16 protein-coding genes are annotated in these 14,402 nt (G+C 61.9%); 6 read left to right on the top strand and 10 right to left on the bottom strand.

Annotation, left to right across the window (positions count from 1 at the left end):
- Positions 1–32: 32 nt before the first annotated feature.
- The 6 genes from JNB71_RS03050 to JNB71_RS03025 form a co-directional block, all read right to left on the bottom strand.
- Positions 33–1,127 carry a methylenetetrahydrofolate reductase gene (locus JNB71_RS03050; protein WP_220370353.1) on the bottom strand — a complete coding sequence of 365 codons (1,095 nt, stop codon included), beginning with the start codon at positions 1,125–1,127 and terminating at the stop codon, positions 33–35.
- 3 nt (positions 1,128–1,130) lie between these two features.
- Positions 1,131–1,712 carry a methylenetetrahydrofolate reductase C-terminal domain-containing protein gene (locus JNB71_RS03045; protein ID WP_220370352.1) on the bottom strand — a complete coding sequence of 194 codons (582 nt, stop codon included), beginning with the start codon at positions 1,710–1,712 and terminating at the stop codon, positions 1,131–1,133.
- Complete coding sequence (locus tag JNB71_RS03040; RefSeq protein WP_220370351.1) at positions 1,705–2,007, bottom strand: virulence factor; 303 nt, start codon at positions 2,005–2,007, stop codon at positions 1,705–1,707. The genes JNB71_RS03045 and JNB71_RS03040 overlap by 8 nt, the downstream gene beginning before the upstream one ends.
- Positions 2,008–2,119: 112 nt before the next feature.
- Entirely contained in the window at positions 2,120–2,896 is a 777-nt protein-coding gene (locus tag JNB71_RS03035) for a formyl transferase (RefSeq protein ID WP_220370350.1), read from the bottom strand.
- 11 nt (positions 2,897–2,907) lie between these two features.
- The gene (locus JNB71_RS03030) at positions 2,908–3,549 is read right to left on the bottom strand and encodes an exopolysaccharide biosynthesis protein (protein WP_220370349.1); all 642 of its coding nucleotides are present in this window, start codon (positions 3,547–3,549) and stop codon (positions 2,908–2,910) included.
- A gap of 129 nt (positions 3,550–3,678) precedes the next feature.
- Complete coding sequence (locus tag JNB71_RS03025) at positions 3,679–4,278, bottom strand: DUF1638 domain-containing protein (protein ID WP_223215731.1); 600 nt, start codon at positions 4,276–4,278, stop codon at positions 3,679–3,681.
- 55 nt (positions 4,279–4,333) lie between these two features.
- Between JNB71_RS03025 and JNB71_RS03020 the strand changes: the two genes are divergently transcribed.
- Complete coding sequence (locus JNB71_RS03020) at positions 4,334–4,492, top strand: entericidin (protein ID WP_220370347.1); 159 nt, start codon at positions 4,334–4,336, stop codon at positions 4,490–4,492.
- Positions 4,493–4,570: 78 nt separating this feature from the next.
- Here JNB71_RS03020 and JNB71_RS03015 read toward each other — a convergent pair whose 3' ends face one another.
- Positions 4,571–5,269 carry a corrinoid protein gene (locus tag JNB71_RS03015; protein WP_220370346.1) on the bottom strand — a complete coding sequence of 233 codons (699 nt, stop codon included), beginning with the start codon at positions 5,267–5,269 and terminating at the stop codon, positions 4,571–4,573.
- Positions 5,270–5,658: 389 nt separating this feature from the next.
- On the opposite strand from JNB71_RS03015, the gene JNB71_RS03010 reads away from it, so the two are divergent.
- The 5 genes from JNB71_RS03010 (at position 5,659) to JNB71_RS02990 (ending at position 11,513) form a co-directional block, all read left to right on the top strand.
- A complete protein-coding gene (locus tag JNB71_RS03010) occupies positions 5,659–7,233 on the top strand; it encodes a trimethylamine methyltransferase family protein (protein WP_220370345.1) in 1,575 nt (524 codons plus the stop codon).
- A gap of 107 nt (positions 7,234–7,340) precedes the next feature.
- The gene (locus tag JNB71_RS03005) at positions 7,341–8,045 is read left to right on the top strand and encodes a ferredoxin (protein WP_220370344.1); all 705 of its coding nucleotides are present in this window, start codon (positions 7,341–7,343) and stop codon (positions 8,043–8,045) included.
- A 96-nt stretch (positions 8,046–8,141) separates the two neighbouring features.
- On the top strand, positions 8,142–8,867 hold the full coding sequence (locus JNB71_RS03000) for a phosphodiester glycosidase family protein (RefSeq protein WP_223215730.1): 726 nt from the start codon (positions 8,142–8,144) through the stop codon (positions 8,865–8,867).
- A gap of 73 nt (positions 8,868–8,940) precedes the next feature.
- A complete protein-coding gene (locus JNB71_RS02995) occupies positions 8,941–9,462 on the top strand; it encodes an RNA polymerase sigma factor (protein WP_220370342.1) in 522 nt (173 codons plus the stop codon).
- On the top strand, positions 9,459–11,513 hold the full coding sequence (locus JNB71_RS02990; RefSeq protein WP_220370341.1) for a vWA domain-containing protein: 2,055 nt from the start codon (positions 9,459–9,461) through the stop codon (positions 11,511–11,513). The genes JNB71_RS02995 and JNB71_RS02990 overlap by 4 nt, the downstream gene beginning before the upstream one ends.
- A 13-nt stretch (positions 11,514–11,526) precedes the next feature.
- On the opposite strand, the gene JNB71_RS02985 is transcribed toward JNB71_RS02990, so the two are convergent.
- The 3 genes from JNB71_RS02985 to JNB71_RS24705 all read right to left on the bottom strand — a co-directional run bounded on the left by JNB71_RS02985 (position 11,527) and on the right by JNB71_RS24705 (position 14,378).
- Positions 11,527–11,871 (bottom strand): hypothetical protein, encoded by a 345-nt coding sequence (locus tag JNB71_RS02985; RefSeq protein ID WP_220370340.1) that lies wholly within the window; start codon positions 11,869–11,871, stop codon positions 11,527–11,529.
- A gap of 162 nt (positions 11,872–12,033) precedes the next feature.
- On the bottom strand, positions 12,034–13,053 hold the full coding sequence (gene bmt / locus JNB71_RS02980; RefSeq protein WP_220370339.1) for a betaine--homocysteine S-methyltransferase: 1,020 nt from the start codon (positions 13,051–13,053) through the stop codon (positions 12,034–12,036).
- Between the two features lie 74 nt (positions 13,054–13,127).
- On the bottom strand, positions 13,128–14,378 hold the full coding sequence (locus tag JNB71_RS24705; protein ID WP_220370338.1) for an O-antigen ligase family protein: 1,251 nt from the start codon (positions 14,376–14,378) through the stop codon (positions 13,128–13,130).
- Between the last annotated feature and the right edge of the window lie 24 nt (positions 14,379–14,402).

Here is a 14,402-nt window from a genome sequence, read left to right as displayed (position 1 = left end):
TGTGGCGACGCCCTGGTTGTTCACTGGCATTGTCAATGCGGATGGTGAGCTGCGATCTCGGCCATCTCTTCCTGATTTTCCGGCTTGCCTTCCTTGAGATGCTCCAGCCGCTCGGCCACCATGCTGTCGCCCGGATTTTCTTCGCGCTTCCAGGGCGTGCGGCCCTTCAGCACGCCCGACTCGTGGACGATCTCGGCAACATATTCCTCCTGCCGGTAGGCCATCACGTGGACACCGGAGACGCCCTTGATGTCCTTCACCTCGTTGATGATGTCGATGCAGAGCTGCTTGCCTTCCTTCTTCTGGTCCTGCGCGCCTTCCAGCCGCTTGATCACGGCGTCGGGGATGTGGATGCCCGGCACGTTGTTGCGGATCCAGTTGGCGGTTCTGGCCGATGCCATGGGACCGACCCCGACGAGGATGAAGCATTTTTCGTCGAGCCCGAGATCGCGGACCTTCTTCATGTATTCCTTAAACATCGGAACATCGAAGCAATACTGGCTCTGGACGAATTGCGCGCCGGCCTCGATCTTCTTGGCAAGACGGTGGGGGCGGAAGTCGTAGGGCGGTGCAAACGGGTTGATCGCCGCGCCGAGGAAGACCTGCGGCGGCGACGTCAGCTTGCGGCCCGACAGGAATTTCGAATTGTCGCGCATGATGCGCACGGTTTCGAGCAGCGACATGCAGTCGAGGTCGAAAACCGGTTTCGCGCCAGGCTGGTCGCCGGCCTGCACGCCGTCGCCGGTCAGGCACATGATATTGGTGACGCCCATGGCGGCGGCCCCGAGCACGTCGCCCTGGATGGCGATGCGGTTCTTGTCGCGGCAGGCGATCTGCATGATCGGCGCATAGCCCATGCGGGTCAGCAGCGCGCAGATCCCCACCGACGACATATGGCAATTGGCGCCGGATGCATCGACCGCATTGATGCCGTCGACCCAGCCTTCGAAGATCGCGGCGCGTTCGTAGACGTCTTCCGGATTGGCGCTGTCGGGCGGGTTCAGTTCGGCCGTGACGGCAAATTCGCCGCGGCGCAACACGCGCTCCAGCCGGCCGCGCGAGGAGTGGCCGGGCAGGGGGTCGAGCGGCAGATGGCGGCCGAGCGGATTTTCATCGATATGGGCCATGCGTCATGCGTCCTTGCGTGCTGCCGCGGCTGCTTCGCGGGCTTCGGCGGCCTGCGCGGTGACGCGCAGCCAGGAGGAGGTTTCCCTGAGCGACTGATTGACGGGCTTCTGCACGTTCATGATCGCATCGCCCCTCACCATGTTGCGCGAGCCTTCCCAGGCCTTGACCCAGACGCAGGGCATGTCCGGCTCCACTTCGCAGTTGCCATTGGCGCGCACGCCGCCGCAGGGGCCGTTGCGCAGTTGCTTCGGGCAGTTCATCGGACATGACATGCCGGTCGACGACAACACGCATTGGCCGCACATGCGACAGTCGAACAGCAGGCCCTTGACGTTGCGCTCGACGAAGGTGATCGGCGTTTCCACCCGGTTATAGCCGAGCGCCTTCCACAGAGGATGAAGCAGCAGGAACATGTCGGCGAAGCGGCTGTAGAACCATTCGAGGAAACGCGAATGTCGCACCGCCCAAAGGCGGATCGTGTAGCTGCGGCGCGCGCGGCGATTGGGCGAGACGCCGGAGGGTGTATAGGCGCCGGTCGCGGCCTTCTTGGCGGGAGCGGCATTGCCGGGTTTTGGATCAGCCATTGTCTTTACCACCGGATTTGACGAGGGCGACGAGACGCTCCCTGTCGTAGGCTGCTTCGAGCTCTGAGGCCGCCTTCTCGGCTTCCGCCTCCAGGTCGTCGGATACCGGGACCGGATCGGCCTTGCGCCATTCGGCGAGATAATCGCCGCTGTCGGCGGCGCCGGTGCGCATGGCGCACATGTCGATCGCCTCGGTAAAACGCAGGCTGAGTTCGCGCTTGGCGCTCTTGCGGCCCTGCTTGATGATGACCTGCGCGGGAATGTCACGCCAGTAAACGATAATGCGGTCTGCCATATGCCCGAATTCTCCTCTTGGCCGACAATGCGCATCTATGCGCCTCATGGCTCACCTTGGCACGACGCGCGTCATGCTCAAAAGCGACCCATTGTCCATGCTGAGGGTATAACTACCAGATGCCGCGCGTGAAGCCGTTCCACAGCCATGTCCAGATCGGCGGGTGGTACCATTGGCGGGAAGTCCCGTTTGCGGGCAAGGGCTTGAGGGTACCGGAAAGGACGTCTTCGACGGCGCGAATCACGATGTCGGTCGAGGCTGCGGTCTGCAGCAGCGGGTAGGTGTGCAACGTGTCGCTTTTCGACGGCGTCATGCGCGACTGATAGAGAATGTCGCCGGTATCGACACCCGCATCGACGAGATGCACGGTCGCGCCGAAATTCGCCTCGTCGTTCTCGACACGCGCCCAGTAGCCGCCCATCAGGCCGCGATATTGCGGGTTGATGCCGGCATGAAAATTGATAACCGGGCAGGGCATGGCAGCCAGCGTCGAAGCCGAGAGCATGCGGCAGCTGACCAGGAACACGACAGCGGGCCCGATTCGGCGGATGTGCCCGATCGCGGACGTGCTGTTGATCGACTCGATTTCAATGACCGGGACTGCTGTGTCGACCGCATCACTAACGCCATAATCGCGCAGGATGTCTTGGGCACGCTGCTCGGTGAACCGTTTTCCGAACTTCGACACCGCCATCGTCGCGAACTGGCCGGCAGCGATTATCCAGCCGAGTTTGCGGGCGCGGCGCTTCAGGAAGAGCGCCTTTGATTCCTGCTGTTCGATGAGAACCGTGATCTTGGCAAAACGGGCATTGAGCGCATTGATCAGCACCTGCGGATTTCGCCCACCCGCCGTCACGATCACAATGGTTTGGTCTCGTACCGCTTCCATCGCTGCAATCTTCAGACGACGAACGTCAGGACCGCCGCCGCAGCGGCAATGATGGTGCCGGCCAGGATCAGTGACACGACGCCGATCAGCGCGCCGGCCACAAGCCCGAGGCCATCCCGCTCCATATGGGCAAAGCCGATGACGGCGAGAGCGAAGGCGGGAAGCCAGTTGCCGAAGGGAATAGGCAGGAAGATCACGATCGCGAGGATCAGGGCCAAGAGGCCGATCACCCGTTCGGCCAGTCGTCCACCGAGAAACCAGCCGCGCGGCTTGATCAGCGTCTCGGCGCGCTGCAGCCAGGGCGAGATGCGGTTGACGAAGACGAAGAAAGTGGCGTTTTCGAAGGCGTAGTCACCCATGCGCTTCGGCAGCCAGATACGGGCGTGCCGCGATGCGAGCATCTGCCAGGCGACGAAGATCAGCGGCAGGCCGAGAATGAAGGTGGAGCCAGGCGGCAGCGGGATGAGGTTGGGAAGGGCAAAGACGACGAGAAATGCACCGAACGATCGATCTTCCATGGCAACGGCGAGATCGCGCAGCGTGATCTTCGGTCCGGCGGTGAGCGACAGGTTACGCAGAAGCTGGGAAAGCTGTTGCGGGTGGCTGCGCGCGTCAGTCCGTGGCAGTGCCGCCGTTGCGAAAGTGTCCGTCATCCCCGTCCCCGTTTGTTGTGTTTGTCCAGGGAGTGTCGCGGGCAGCCGTTACGATGCACTTAAATCAAATGTGATCAGCGCGGCAAAATTCGACGCAGGGCTAACAGATGGTTTCCGGACTGGGAAATGTCAGGCGTGAAGCAGAGCCGGAGTCAGGTCGCCAAAACCGGTAAAGCGGTATTCATAAGCGAGACCGAGCGCTTCTGCCGCAGCTCTCGCTTTTTGCTGCAGCTTCTCATCCTCGACCTGCGACAGGTAGACGAGCTTCTTGTAGTGGCCGAAATAGACGTCGCGCAGCTCCGGATGGCGGTCCAGTCCCAAGGGCTCGATCACGAACGCTTCGAACTGGCGGGCGAGGAAATCCGTCAGAAAAAACGACGTGAAATCGTCCTCCCAGCGGGAAGCGAAGGCGGCATTGCCGGCAAAGAAGGAATAACAGTGCGGCCCGGCAATGCGCTCGACCTTTTCCTCTTCGCAGAGCCTGTCCAAGAGGCCGCCGGTGCCGCAATCGGCATAGGCGATGAAGATGCGGCTGAACCCTTCGGCGCGCGCCTTGTGGATCGCCGCTTTGATGCCGGGGGTGATCTTTTCCGGGGTGTTGTGCCAGATCGCGGGCAAGCATATGAGGTCGACGTGGTCGAGCCCGTTTGCTTCGCACACGGCGAGGATTTCGCGGGCAATCGCACCACAACCGATGACGTGAACTTTTTCCGCTTTCGCGCGTTGCATAGCAGGAAATGATTCTGCCATCTTGCCCACCTGTTCAGTTCAAGGAACCCAAGCCATGACAGCCAAGACACTCGCCACCATCGGCATCGTGCTTTTTTCGATCACCACGCTCGCCTCATGCGGCAACACGATCCGCGGCATGGGCGCGGATACGGCCAACGCGGTGGATGCAACCCAGGATGCCGGCCGTAAGGTCAATCGCGCTGCCAACTAACGTTAGCCCGATATATAGGAAAACCGGCCGCTCTTTTCATCAGCGCGGCCGGTTTCACATGGTCAAATCGGGTTTTGATCAGGCGCCGGACAGCTGATTGTGCTTGCGCTTCATGAAGTCCTTCGCGGTTTCGACGGCAACGGCGGCATCGCGGCAATAGGCGTCGGCGCCAACGGCCTTGCCGAATTCCTCGTTGAGCGGCGCGCCGCCGACGAGAACGACGTAGTCGTCGCGCACGCCCTTTTCCTTCATCGTGTCGATCACGACCTTCATATAAGGCATGGTTGTCGTCAACAGCGCCGACATCCCGAGAATGTCCGGCTTTTCGCGCTCGATGGCGTCGAGATAGTTTTCGACGGGGTTGTTGATGCCGAGGTCGACCACGTCGAAGCCCGCACCTTCCATCATCATGCCTACGAGGTTCTTGCCGATATCGTGGATGTCACCCTTGACGGTGCCGATGACCACCTTGCCCTGCTTCGGCGCGCCGGTGGCGGCAAGCAGCGGGCGCAGGATGGCCATGCCGGCCTTCATCGCGTTGGCGGACAAGAGAACTTCGGGAACGAACAGGATGCCGTCGCGGAAATCGATGCCGACAATGCGCATGCCTTCGACCAGTGCCTGGGTGAGGATGTCGTAAGGCTCCCAACCGCGCTTCAGAAGGATGTTGGTGCCATCCTCGATCTCTTCCTTCAACCCGTCATAGAGGTCGTCATGCATCTGCTGCACGAGTTCGTCGTCGGAGAGATCCTCGAGAATGATTTCGTCGTCTGCCATGATAGGTTTCCTCGGTTCCTGGCGCTGCCCGGCTCAACCTCCCGGACGGACGCACTATACTTAGCTTTGTCGGTTCCAAAAGCTCTTTTCGAATGCGACGTCGCAAGCGACGAAAAACGACGGCGCCTGGGTGATGCAGCAGCGCAGCTCTCTGTACTCAACAAAAACAAGGTTTTATATGACAGCCCGGCGACGATTCTGCCAGATATTGCACCTTCGGTTCATCAGGATGGGTGAAAATGCGGCGCGCTCTGTCTTCGGGCAGGGCGCTCTGTTAAGACCGTGTCCGAGTTGCGCCACTTGTTGGCGCACAGAGAACCGTTCCGATGCCGAGGCTTGGTAGCATAGGCTCGACAAGTGCGCAGGATACGCGCGGGAGAGGATGGCACATGAGCGAAGTAACGGAACACACGGAAGAAAGTGGTGGCGGACGCCGCTCGCGCGGCGAAGGACGGGGTGCGGCCGCAAGGCGCGCCTCGCGCACCGGCGGCGGCGCTGGTCCGTCGCTTCCCTATATCACCCGCAAGATCCGTGAATACGAGGTTCTCGATGAAGAAGGCCTGCAGCTGATCGAGCGCAACGCCGACACGGTTCTCGAAGAAATCGGCATCGAATTCCGCGAGGACGCCGAAGCATTGGCGCTGTGGAAGGAAGCAGGGGCCGACGTCAAGGGCGAGCGGGTGCATTTCCCGAAGGGCCTGTGCCGCGAGCTTCTGAAGTCCGCGCCGCCGGTGTTCACCTGGCATGCCCGCAATCCTCAACGCAGCGTGCAGATCGGCGGTAAGGCGACCGTCTTTGCGCCGGTCTACGGACCTCCCTTCGTGCGCGATCTCGAAGGTGTGCGGCGCTATGCGACGATCGAAGACTTCCGCAATTTCGTGAAGCTCGCCTATATGGCGCCGTCCATGCATTCCTCGGGTGGGACGGTCTGCGAACCGGTCGATATTCCGGTCAACAAGCGCCATCTCGACATGGTCTACAGCCATATCAAATATTCCGACAAGCCGTTCATGGGCTCCGTGACCGCGCCCGAGCGCGCCGAGGACACGATCGCCATGGCCAAGATGGTGTTTGGTGACGACTTCGTCGAAAACAACTGCGTCACGCTCAACCTGATCAATGCCAATTCGCCGATGGTGTTCGACGAGACCATGGTCGGCGCGTTGAAGGTCTACGCGCGTCACAACCAGGCGACCGTGATCTCCCCGTTCATTCTTTCGGGCGCCATGAGCCCGGTGACGGTGGCCGGGACGCTGACGCAGATCCTCGCCGAGGTGCTGGCGGGCGCTTCCTTCACCCAGTTGATCCGCAAGGGTGCGCCGGTGCTGTTCGGCACCTTCGCAGCCTCGATTTCGATGCAGTCCGGTGCGCCGACATTCGGTACGCCGGAGCCGTCGCTGGTCTCCTACGGCGCCGCCCAGCTTGCGCGACGGCTCGGTCTGCCGTTCCGCACCGGCGGCTCGCTTTGTGCCTCCAAGGTTCCGGATGCGCAGGCGGCGCATGAGTCGGCCAACACGCTCAACATGACGCTGCTTGCCGGCACGAATTTCTCGCTGCACGCCGCCGGCTGGCTGGAAGGCGGTCTGGTGTCGTCCTACGAGAAGTTCATGATCGACCAGGACCAGCTCGGCATGATGCAGAAGATGGCCGAAGGCGTCGATCTCTCCGAAAACGCACAGGCGCTCGACGCCATCCGTGAGGTCGGTCCGGGCAGCCACTATCTCGGCTGCGCCCATACGCAGGCCAACTTCCAGACGGCATTCTATCGCTCGGCGCTTGCTGACAACAACTCGTTCGAGCAGTGGGAAATCGAGGGCGAGAAGCGAATCGAGCAGCGCGCCAATGCCTTGGCCCGCAATTGGCTGGAGCACTACGAGGCACCGCATCTCGATCCGGCGATCGACGACGCGCTCAAGGACTATATCGCTCGCAAGAAAGACTCGATGCCGGACGCCTTCACCTGAAGCGAGCCCGAGAACGCCAGGGAGCAAGGCGGCGCGGCACAGGTGGCCGACCTCATCCAGAAGGAGGTCTGGCGTCCGCATTACGACCGACAGGGGCCGAAGCCGAAATGAGCGGCCCGCTGACATCGTCGAATGACGTTTTGACGAAACTCCGTGCGGTCCTTGAGCCGCACGGAGTTTTTTTGCGCGGCGTCGTCAATTTTGCCGATGGCGACAGGGCACCGGTCCTGAAAGAGGGGGCGGCCGCTGCAAGCGTCGTCCTGCTTGGGAATATCGGCAGTTCCATCTGGCCGGCATTCGAACGCTGGCGCGATGCGCCGGCAAACAAGGACGCGCGCAACCCGCTCGACACCTGGTCGAAAGCTGTGATCGAGCCGGTCGCGCAAGATTTCGGCGCAACGGCGTATTTCCCTTCGGATCCGCCGTGGCAGCCTTTCCAGCAATGGGCAATGCGCGCGGAGGGCCTGCGGCCTTCTCCTCTCGGCATCCTCATCCATCCGCAATACGGCCTGTGGCATGGCTACCGCGGTGCGCTCGGCTTTGGCGGTGCTCTTGTCGCTGCACCGCCGGTGCGCCATGAGCATCCCTGCGACGACTGTTCCGGCAAGGCCTGCCTCTCGGCCTGTCCGGCGGCTGCCGTCCTGACGACCGGATTTCAGATCTCGCCCTGTCGCGCGCATCTGGCAACAGGGGAAGGGCAAGCCGGCTGCATGGTGAGCGGATGTCTCGCCCGCAATGCCTGTCCGGTCGGGGTGCAGTACCGTTATCAGCCGGAACAGCTGCAGTTTCATATGGCCGCCCTGAATGTGTAGCATGTCGGCCGGCATTTTGCTTTTGTCGCGGAGCAGACTCGGATGCTCTCATGAAAAGGGATTTGGATGTTCCGCTACTGGAGTATCGGGTTGGCCATGACTGCTTTTGCTCCTTCCGCTGACGACGCTGCTGCTGCATGCCGTAAGGTGATGCATCTAACGCAACCGTATGCGGTGTGCAGCTTCGACCCCGCCGCAAGTGACATCCGCATTTTCCATCGCGGCCACGACGGTCGGCCCTATGGCGGTTTTGAAAACCTCGTCCGCGACCGGCGGCAGGAGGGCGAGTATCTCGAATTTGCGATGAACGGCGGCATGTACGAGGCGGACCTCAGCTCTGTCGGATTGCTGATCACCGACGGCGTCGAGCGCAAGCCAATCGATCGCGGCAAAAGCTGGGGCAATTTCTATCTGAAGCCGAACGGGGTGTTTTTCCTGCAGGGAGACCGGGCCGGCGTGATGGAGACCGAGGCTTATGTCGCGGCAGGGATCAAACCGGATTTCGCGACGCAGTCCGGGCCGATGCTCGTTATCGAGGGGACGCTGCATCCTGCGTTCCTGCCGCAAAGCGACAGCCTGCAGATTCGCAACGGCGTCGGTGTCGCGCGCGACGGTAAAGCGGTTTTCGCCATTTCGCTGGAACCGGTGCGCTTCCATGATTTCGCGACGCTGTTTCGCGATCAGCTCGATTGCGCCAACGCGCTGTTCCTGGATGGCTCGATCTCCAGCCTGTTCGCGCCCAGTATGAATCGCTACGACAATACCCATCCGATGGGGCCGATCATCGCCGTGACGAAAAAAAGCGCCCGGCCAATAGAATAATTCGCCTGTCGCCCAAAGGATTCGTCGTCGCCGAACGTCTCAATACCAGTTGCAACAAATCCCGGCTGATAACTTGGACGAAGAACTGATCGAAAGGGCGCAGAGGGGCGACCGCAACGCTTTCGCTCTGATTGTGGAACGGCACTATGATTTTGTGCATGCCGTTGCGTGGCGCTGGTCCGGCAATGTCAGCGATGCCGAGGATATTGCCCAGACTGTTTGCCTGAAGCTGGCGAACGGCATCCGGGCCTTTCGCGGTGCGAGCCGGTTTCGCACCTGGCTCTATGCGTTGACGCTGAACGCGGCACGCGACCATCAGCGCAGCCGATCGCGTGAACAGCGCAATGCGGCGAGATTTCTCGCCGATCCGACCAGCGCTTGCGCCAATGACAATCAGGATCAGGTCGAGGCGCTGTGGGAGGCCGTGCGGCAATTGCCCGACAAACAAGGCGACGCGGTGCTCCTCGTCTATGGCGAGGGGCTCAGCCATTCCGCGGCGGCCGAGGTCATGGGATGCTCGCAGGCGACGGTATCCTGGCATGTGCACGAGGCGCGCAAACGCCTGAAGATCCTGCTTGGCAGGGAGACGGTATGATGAACGACGAACTGAAGAATCTTGGCCACATGACGCCGCCGGCGCCGTCGTCCGAATCGCGCGCGCGTGCGCTGTCGCTTGCGATGCAGGCGTTCGACGAGGCCGAAAATAATTTGGGCGCACCCCAAGGAACCGCCGGACACCGGCGTCAAAGCTCCATATTCAACCGGCTATGGAGCCCCATCATGAACAGGAAATTCCTCGCGGGCTCGGCACTCGCCACGCTGCTCGTCCTGCCTGCCGCTGCTTTCCTCTCGCTGGAGCTGGCGCGCAATGGATTGCCGGTCGCTACGGGCGAGCAGCAAATCGAGGTGGTGGGCAAAGATGCATCGAACGGCTCAGAGACAAAGGGCGCAATTGCCGCAAAGCCCGCGACCGACGTCGCAGCGGAAAAACAGGTAACGCCGGAAGCCTCAAGCACAGTGGCAGAAGCTGAGGCGGAAATTGCCGTGAAAAGAGAAACCGGCATGGTCACTGACGACGCTTATGGAATCGTCCGCGAACGGCATGCTGCTCCGTCTCCGGCGGGTGGGATCGAAATGTTGGCTGGAGGCTCTGCCATACGCAGCATGCCCGCGCCGTCCATCGTCCCAAGTGACGTAATGCCTCCGCCGGAAGAAAACCGCGATCGCTTTACCTCAGGCGAAACCAACCCCGTCAAGAGCGTCGCCACCGATCCGGTATCGACCTTCTCGGCGGATGTCGACACGGCTTCCTATTCCTTCGTGCGCAAGGCGCTGATGGCGGGCGAGATGCCGGACCCGGACAGCGTGCGCGTCGAGGAGATGATCAATTATTTCCCCTACGACTGGCCGGGCCCGGAAAGCGAATCCGAACCGTTCAGGGCAACGGTCACCGTCCTGCCGACGCCGTGGAATGCCAATACGCGGCTGATGCATGTGGGGATCAAGGGGTATGACGTGGTGGCTGCAACGGCGCCGCGCGCGAACCTGGTGTTCCTGATTGATGTTTCCGGGTCCATGGATGAACCCGACAAGCTGCCGCTCCTGAAGAGCGCGTTCCGCCTTATGGTCGACAAGCTGAAGCCGGAGGATACGGTTTCGATCGTCACTTATGCCGGCAATGCCGGCACGGTGCTCGAGCCGACCGCGATCAGGGACAAGGCTAAAATCCTGGCCGCGATCGACACGCTTCAGCCGGGCGGTTCGACGGCCGGAGCGCAGGGGCTGGAGGCGGCCTACGATCTGGCGGAGCGGGCCTTTGTCAAGGGCGGCGTCAACCGGATCATGCTGGCGACCGACGGCGACTTCAATGTCGGCCCTTCCAGCGACGAGGAACTGAAAGCGACGATCGAACAGAAGCGCAAGAGCGGCATCTTCCTCTCGGTGCTTGGCTTTGGCCGCGGCAATTACAACGATGCCTTGATGCAGACGCTGGCGCAGAACGGTAACGGCACGGCGAGCTATATCGACACGCTGGCCGAAGCGCAGAAGTCACTGGTCGAGGAGGCGGGGTCGTCGCTCTTCCCGATCGCCAAGGACGTCAAGTTCCAGGTCGAGTTCAATCCGCGCGAGATCGCCGAATACCGGCTGATCGGCTATGAGACCCGCGCCCTGAAGCGTGAGGACTTCAACAACGACAGGGTCGACGCCGGCGACATCGGCTCCGGCCACCGTGTTACAGCGATCTACGAGATCACGCCGAAGGGCAGCCCCGCGGTCCTCAACGACGATCTGCGCTACGGCGTCGCGCCGGCAACCCAACAGGCCGATCCGGTGGAGAAGTCGGGCGAACTGGCTTTCCTGAAAATCCGCTACAAGAAGCCGGACGGCAACACCAGCAGCCTGATCACGACGCCCGTGACGGAAGACAATGCCGTGCCGTCTTTGCAGCAGGCAGGGCAGGATGTGCGGTTCTCCGTTGCGGTCGCGGCCTTTGGCCAGAAGCTGCGGGGAACGGATGCCGTGTCGGCCTATCCCTACGGTTCGATCCTCAATCTGGCTGCGAGCGCCAAGGGGGAGGACACCTATGGCTACCGCGCCGAGTTCCTCAACCTCGTCCGTTTGGCAAAGAGCCTCGGTGCCGAATGAGGCCAGCGAAGGGTCAGGCTTTCGGGTAGGCCCTTTCGAGGCCTCCCGATCTGACGAGGCCAGTCCTGAAGGCCTGGTAGGCAGCGTGCTGACTGGAGCGCGCCGTTTCCATAAGGCGGATCTGCAGACGGGCAGGGGCGTTCGAGCCCAACCATTCGCCCAGCCTTTCGAGCTTGAGCGAATTCAACAGCCGGGCTTCCGCCGCAAGACTCAAGTGGCGGTAGAGACCCTCGACCACATTTTCGTCCTGTGCGGCATTCTCCATCAGCAGCTTCAGGTAGGACTGGTCGCTCTCGCCAAGGGCTGAAAGTTTTTCTGCAACGGAATCGCGGTCCGGAAAAGTCGCTGCTGCCTGCATCGTCGGTCGTCTCTCGTCCTGTTCGTCTTGTGACAGTTCAGCGTCTAGCCGATCAGGCTGGGGCAAAACTGGATTCGACGGGGTGAAATTGGCAGGACCGAAACAGAAAGGCTCGGAACCGTCCGGTCCCGAGCCTCCGTCACATTCCGCTTGGCGCGTGTATCACCCCCGGCGGCGGCCGGCGCGTTCACGTGCAGGAGCCGCAGGTGCTTCATTGGCGGTCTTGTTGCGCAACGGGCCGATGCGTTCGACGATGGTTTCGACCGTCGGCCGCTCGCCCGGCACGTAGGTGTCGAGCGCGACGCGCATCGCCGCCAGGTGCTCGCAGGAGGTGCCGCAGCAGCCGCCGATGATCCTTGCGCCGGCATCGCGGGCAAGGCGGGCATAGTCCGCCATCAGCGGTGGGGTGCCGGAATAGTAGATTTCCGAGCCGCGGAACTCCGGGATACCGCAATTGCCCTTGACGATAATCGCTGCGGCCGGGTTGGACTCAGTCATGTCCAGCAGCGAAGAGAGGATGTCCGAGGCGCCGACGCCGCAATTGGCGCCGGTGGCGACCGGGCCATCGCCGATATCCCCGGCTACCGCGTGGATATCCTTCGGATGCAGACCCATCATCGTCTTGCCGGCCGTATCGAACGAGCCGGTGTAGACATAGGGAAGGCCGACCTTCACCGCTGCTTCAGCGGCCGCACGGATCTCGTCCGGAGAGGACATCGTCTCGATCCAGGCGACTTCGGCGCCGCCGGCCTTCAGGCCCTCGATCTGCTCGACGAAAGCGTCGACCGCATCCTCATAGGTCATGGCACCGAGCGGGACCAGCAACTCGCCGGTCGGGCCAACGGAACCGGCGGTGATCACCTTGCGCGGTGCCTTGTCGGCGACCGCGCGGGCGATTTCCGCGGCCCGCCTGTTGAGCTCGTGGACGCGGTCCTGGGCATGGTGCAGCTTGAGTCGGTGGCGCGTGCCGCCAAACGAATTGGTTAGGATGATATCCGCGCCGGCGTCGACGAAGTCCTGGTGCAGCTTGGTGATGTTTTCAGGCCTGGCCTCGTTCCAGAGCTCCGGCGCTTCGCCTGCCTCCAGACCCATCGCAAACAGCGAGGTGCCGGTCGCGCCGTCGGCGAGCAGCACGCCCTTGGCGTTGAGAAGGTCGGAAAGCGGATTGGCGTGCGCGGTCATGGCGGATTCCTGATTTAATCGAGACACAAGCATATAAAGATATCTTTATGTGATTGCAATGGTCTCGACGTCGGTCAGTGCGGCATGCGCACGCCCATTCGCGCCGCAATTCCCAAGCCGAAAACGGCAAGGGCCGTCATCAGCCACATTGGATCGGCGCGGTTGAGCAGGAAGCTTTCCATCATGCCGTTATAGGTCATGAAGATGATGACCATGATGCAGAAGTCCGCGAAATGGCGGCTGGCGGGCCGCCCGGTGGCGCGCATATAGTCGTAGAAGGGTTTGACGAAGAGCAGCAGGATCATCAGCAGCCCGCCCGGCTGGCCGAAGGTGAGAACGGCATCGAGATAGCTGTTGTGACCCGAGACGATACCCCGCACGTCCCAATTCGCCTCGAAATTTGCTTCAAGGCCGCGAATGATCGGCGACTGCCAGAAGCTCGCATACCCGTGGCCAACCCACAGGTGGTCGGGAATGCTTGTGCTCGCAAACTTCCAGATGTCGTCGCGGCCGGTGAAGGTCGGGTCTTCCAGCAGTACAGTGGTGATCGACAGGAACAGGTTCGAATAGATGGTGCCGAGCGTCAGGCAGAAAATCAGGGTCGCGAAGATGAAGTGGGTAAAGACCATCAGGCCCGGCTTGCCGACCGCACGGCCGCCGAGCACCAGCATGATCGCCAGGGGCAGGAAGCCGATAGTCGTCTTCGAGCCCGTGTGAAGCACGAAATTGGCTGCGAGAAGGGCGATCAGGAGGCCCCGCACGGTGGCGCCCGCCCGCAGGCAGTAGATGCCGAACATGCACAGCACGGAAAACACCGGCGCCGTGACGTTCTTGTGGATCAGGTGGCCTTTCCAGAATCCGGCATGCCACGGTTCAGCACCGCTGGCGGTGTGAATGGCAAGGCCGGGTGCGAGGACGAGCGCCGCGTAGTCGATGAGGATCAGAAAGAGAACGGCGTTTGCGCCGGCCTTGACGAAATCCTTCTCGCTGCGCGGCAGGACGAGCACGCCGGCGACCAGGATCATCGCCACCAGGCTCAACATCAAGCCGCGGGCCGATGACGCCGGATCATAGGATTGCAGGCAGGAAACGAAGGCGATGGCGAAGACCACGCCCCATGTCGGCGATGCGATGCGCTTCAACACGCGCGCGTCGACGATCAGGAGCATGGCGAAAAGATATACGCCGCCGAGAGCGAGATAGCCGAGCTGATTGACGATGTTGCCGTCCTTCACCGCCGTGGGGTCGGGGTCGTAGGTGCCCTGGAACGGAGCAAGCGTGAAGGTCATCAGGAACAGCCCGGCGCCGGACAGGAATGCGGCCACTTTTCGCGTGACCTGCGCCGCAAG

This window comes from Rhizobium herbae (assembly GCF_019511375.1).
Taxonomy (GTDB): domain Bacteria; phylum Pseudomonadota; class Alphaproteobacteria; order Rhizobiales; family Rhizobiaceae; genus Pararhizobium; species Pararhizobium herbae_A.
The sequence above is the reverse complement of the archived record's forward strand: the minus strand, read 5'-3'. Positions and strand labels throughout refer to the sequence as shown.

Excerpts from the sequence above, each read along its gene's own strand:
- JNB71_RS03050 (WP_220370353.1), bottom strand. The coding sequence starts at position 1,127 with ATGGCCCATATCGATGAAAATCCGCTCGGCCGCCATCTGCCGCTCGAC.
- JNB71_RS03045 (WP_220370352.1), bottom strand. The coding sequence starts at position 1,712 with ATGGCTGATCCAAAACCCGGCAATGCCGCTCCCGCCAAGAAGGCCGCG.
- JNB71_RS03040 (WP_220370351.1), bottom strand. The coding sequence starts at position 2,007 with ATGGCAGACCGCATTATCGTTTACTGGCGTGACATTCCCGCGCAGGTC.
- JNB71_RS03035 (WP_220370350.1), bottom strand. The coding sequence starts at position 2,896 with ATGGAAGCGGTACGAGACCAAACCATTGTGATCGTGACGGCGGGTGGG.
- JNB71_RS03030 (WP_220370349.1), bottom strand. The coding sequence starts at position 3,549 with ATGACGGACACTTTCGCAACGGCGGCACTGCCACGGACTGACGCGCGC.
- JNB71_RS03025 (WP_223215731.1), bottom strand. The coding sequence starts at position 4,278 with ATGCAACGCGCGAAAGCGGAAAAAGTTCACGTCATCGGTTGTGGTGCG.
- JNB71_RS03020 (WP_220370347.1), top strand. The coding sequence starts at position 4,334 with ATGACAGCCAAGACACTCGCCACCATCGGCATCGTGCTTTTTTCGATC.
- JNB71_RS03015 (WP_220370346.1), bottom strand. The coding sequence starts at position 5,269 with ATGGCAGACGACGAAATCATTCTCGAGGATCTCTCCGACGACGAACTC.
- JNB71_RS03010 (WP_220370345.1), top strand. The coding sequence starts at position 5,659 with ATGAGCGAAGTAACGGAACACACGGAAGAAAGTGGTGGCGGACGCCGC.
- JNB71_RS03005 (WP_220370344.1), top strand. The coding sequence starts at position 7,341 with ATGAGCGGCCCGCTGACATCGTCGAATGACGTTTTGACGAAACTCCGT.
- JNB71_RS03000 (WP_223215730.1), top strand. The coding sequence starts at position 8,142 with ATGACTGCTTTTGCTCCTTCCGCTGACGACGCTGCTGCTGCATGCCGT.
- JNB71_RS02990 (WP_220370341.1), top strand. The coding sequence starts at position 9,459 with ATGATGAACGACGAACTGAAGAATCTTGGCCACATGACGCCGCCGGCG.
- JNB71_RS02985 (WP_220370340.1), bottom strand. The coding sequence starts at position 11,871 with ATGCAGGCAGCAGCGACTTTTCCGGACCGCGATTCCGTTGCAGAAAAA.
- bmt (WP_220370339.1), bottom strand. The coding sequence starts at position 13,053 with ATGACCGCGCACGCCAATCCGCTTTCCGACCTTCTCAACGCCAAGGGC.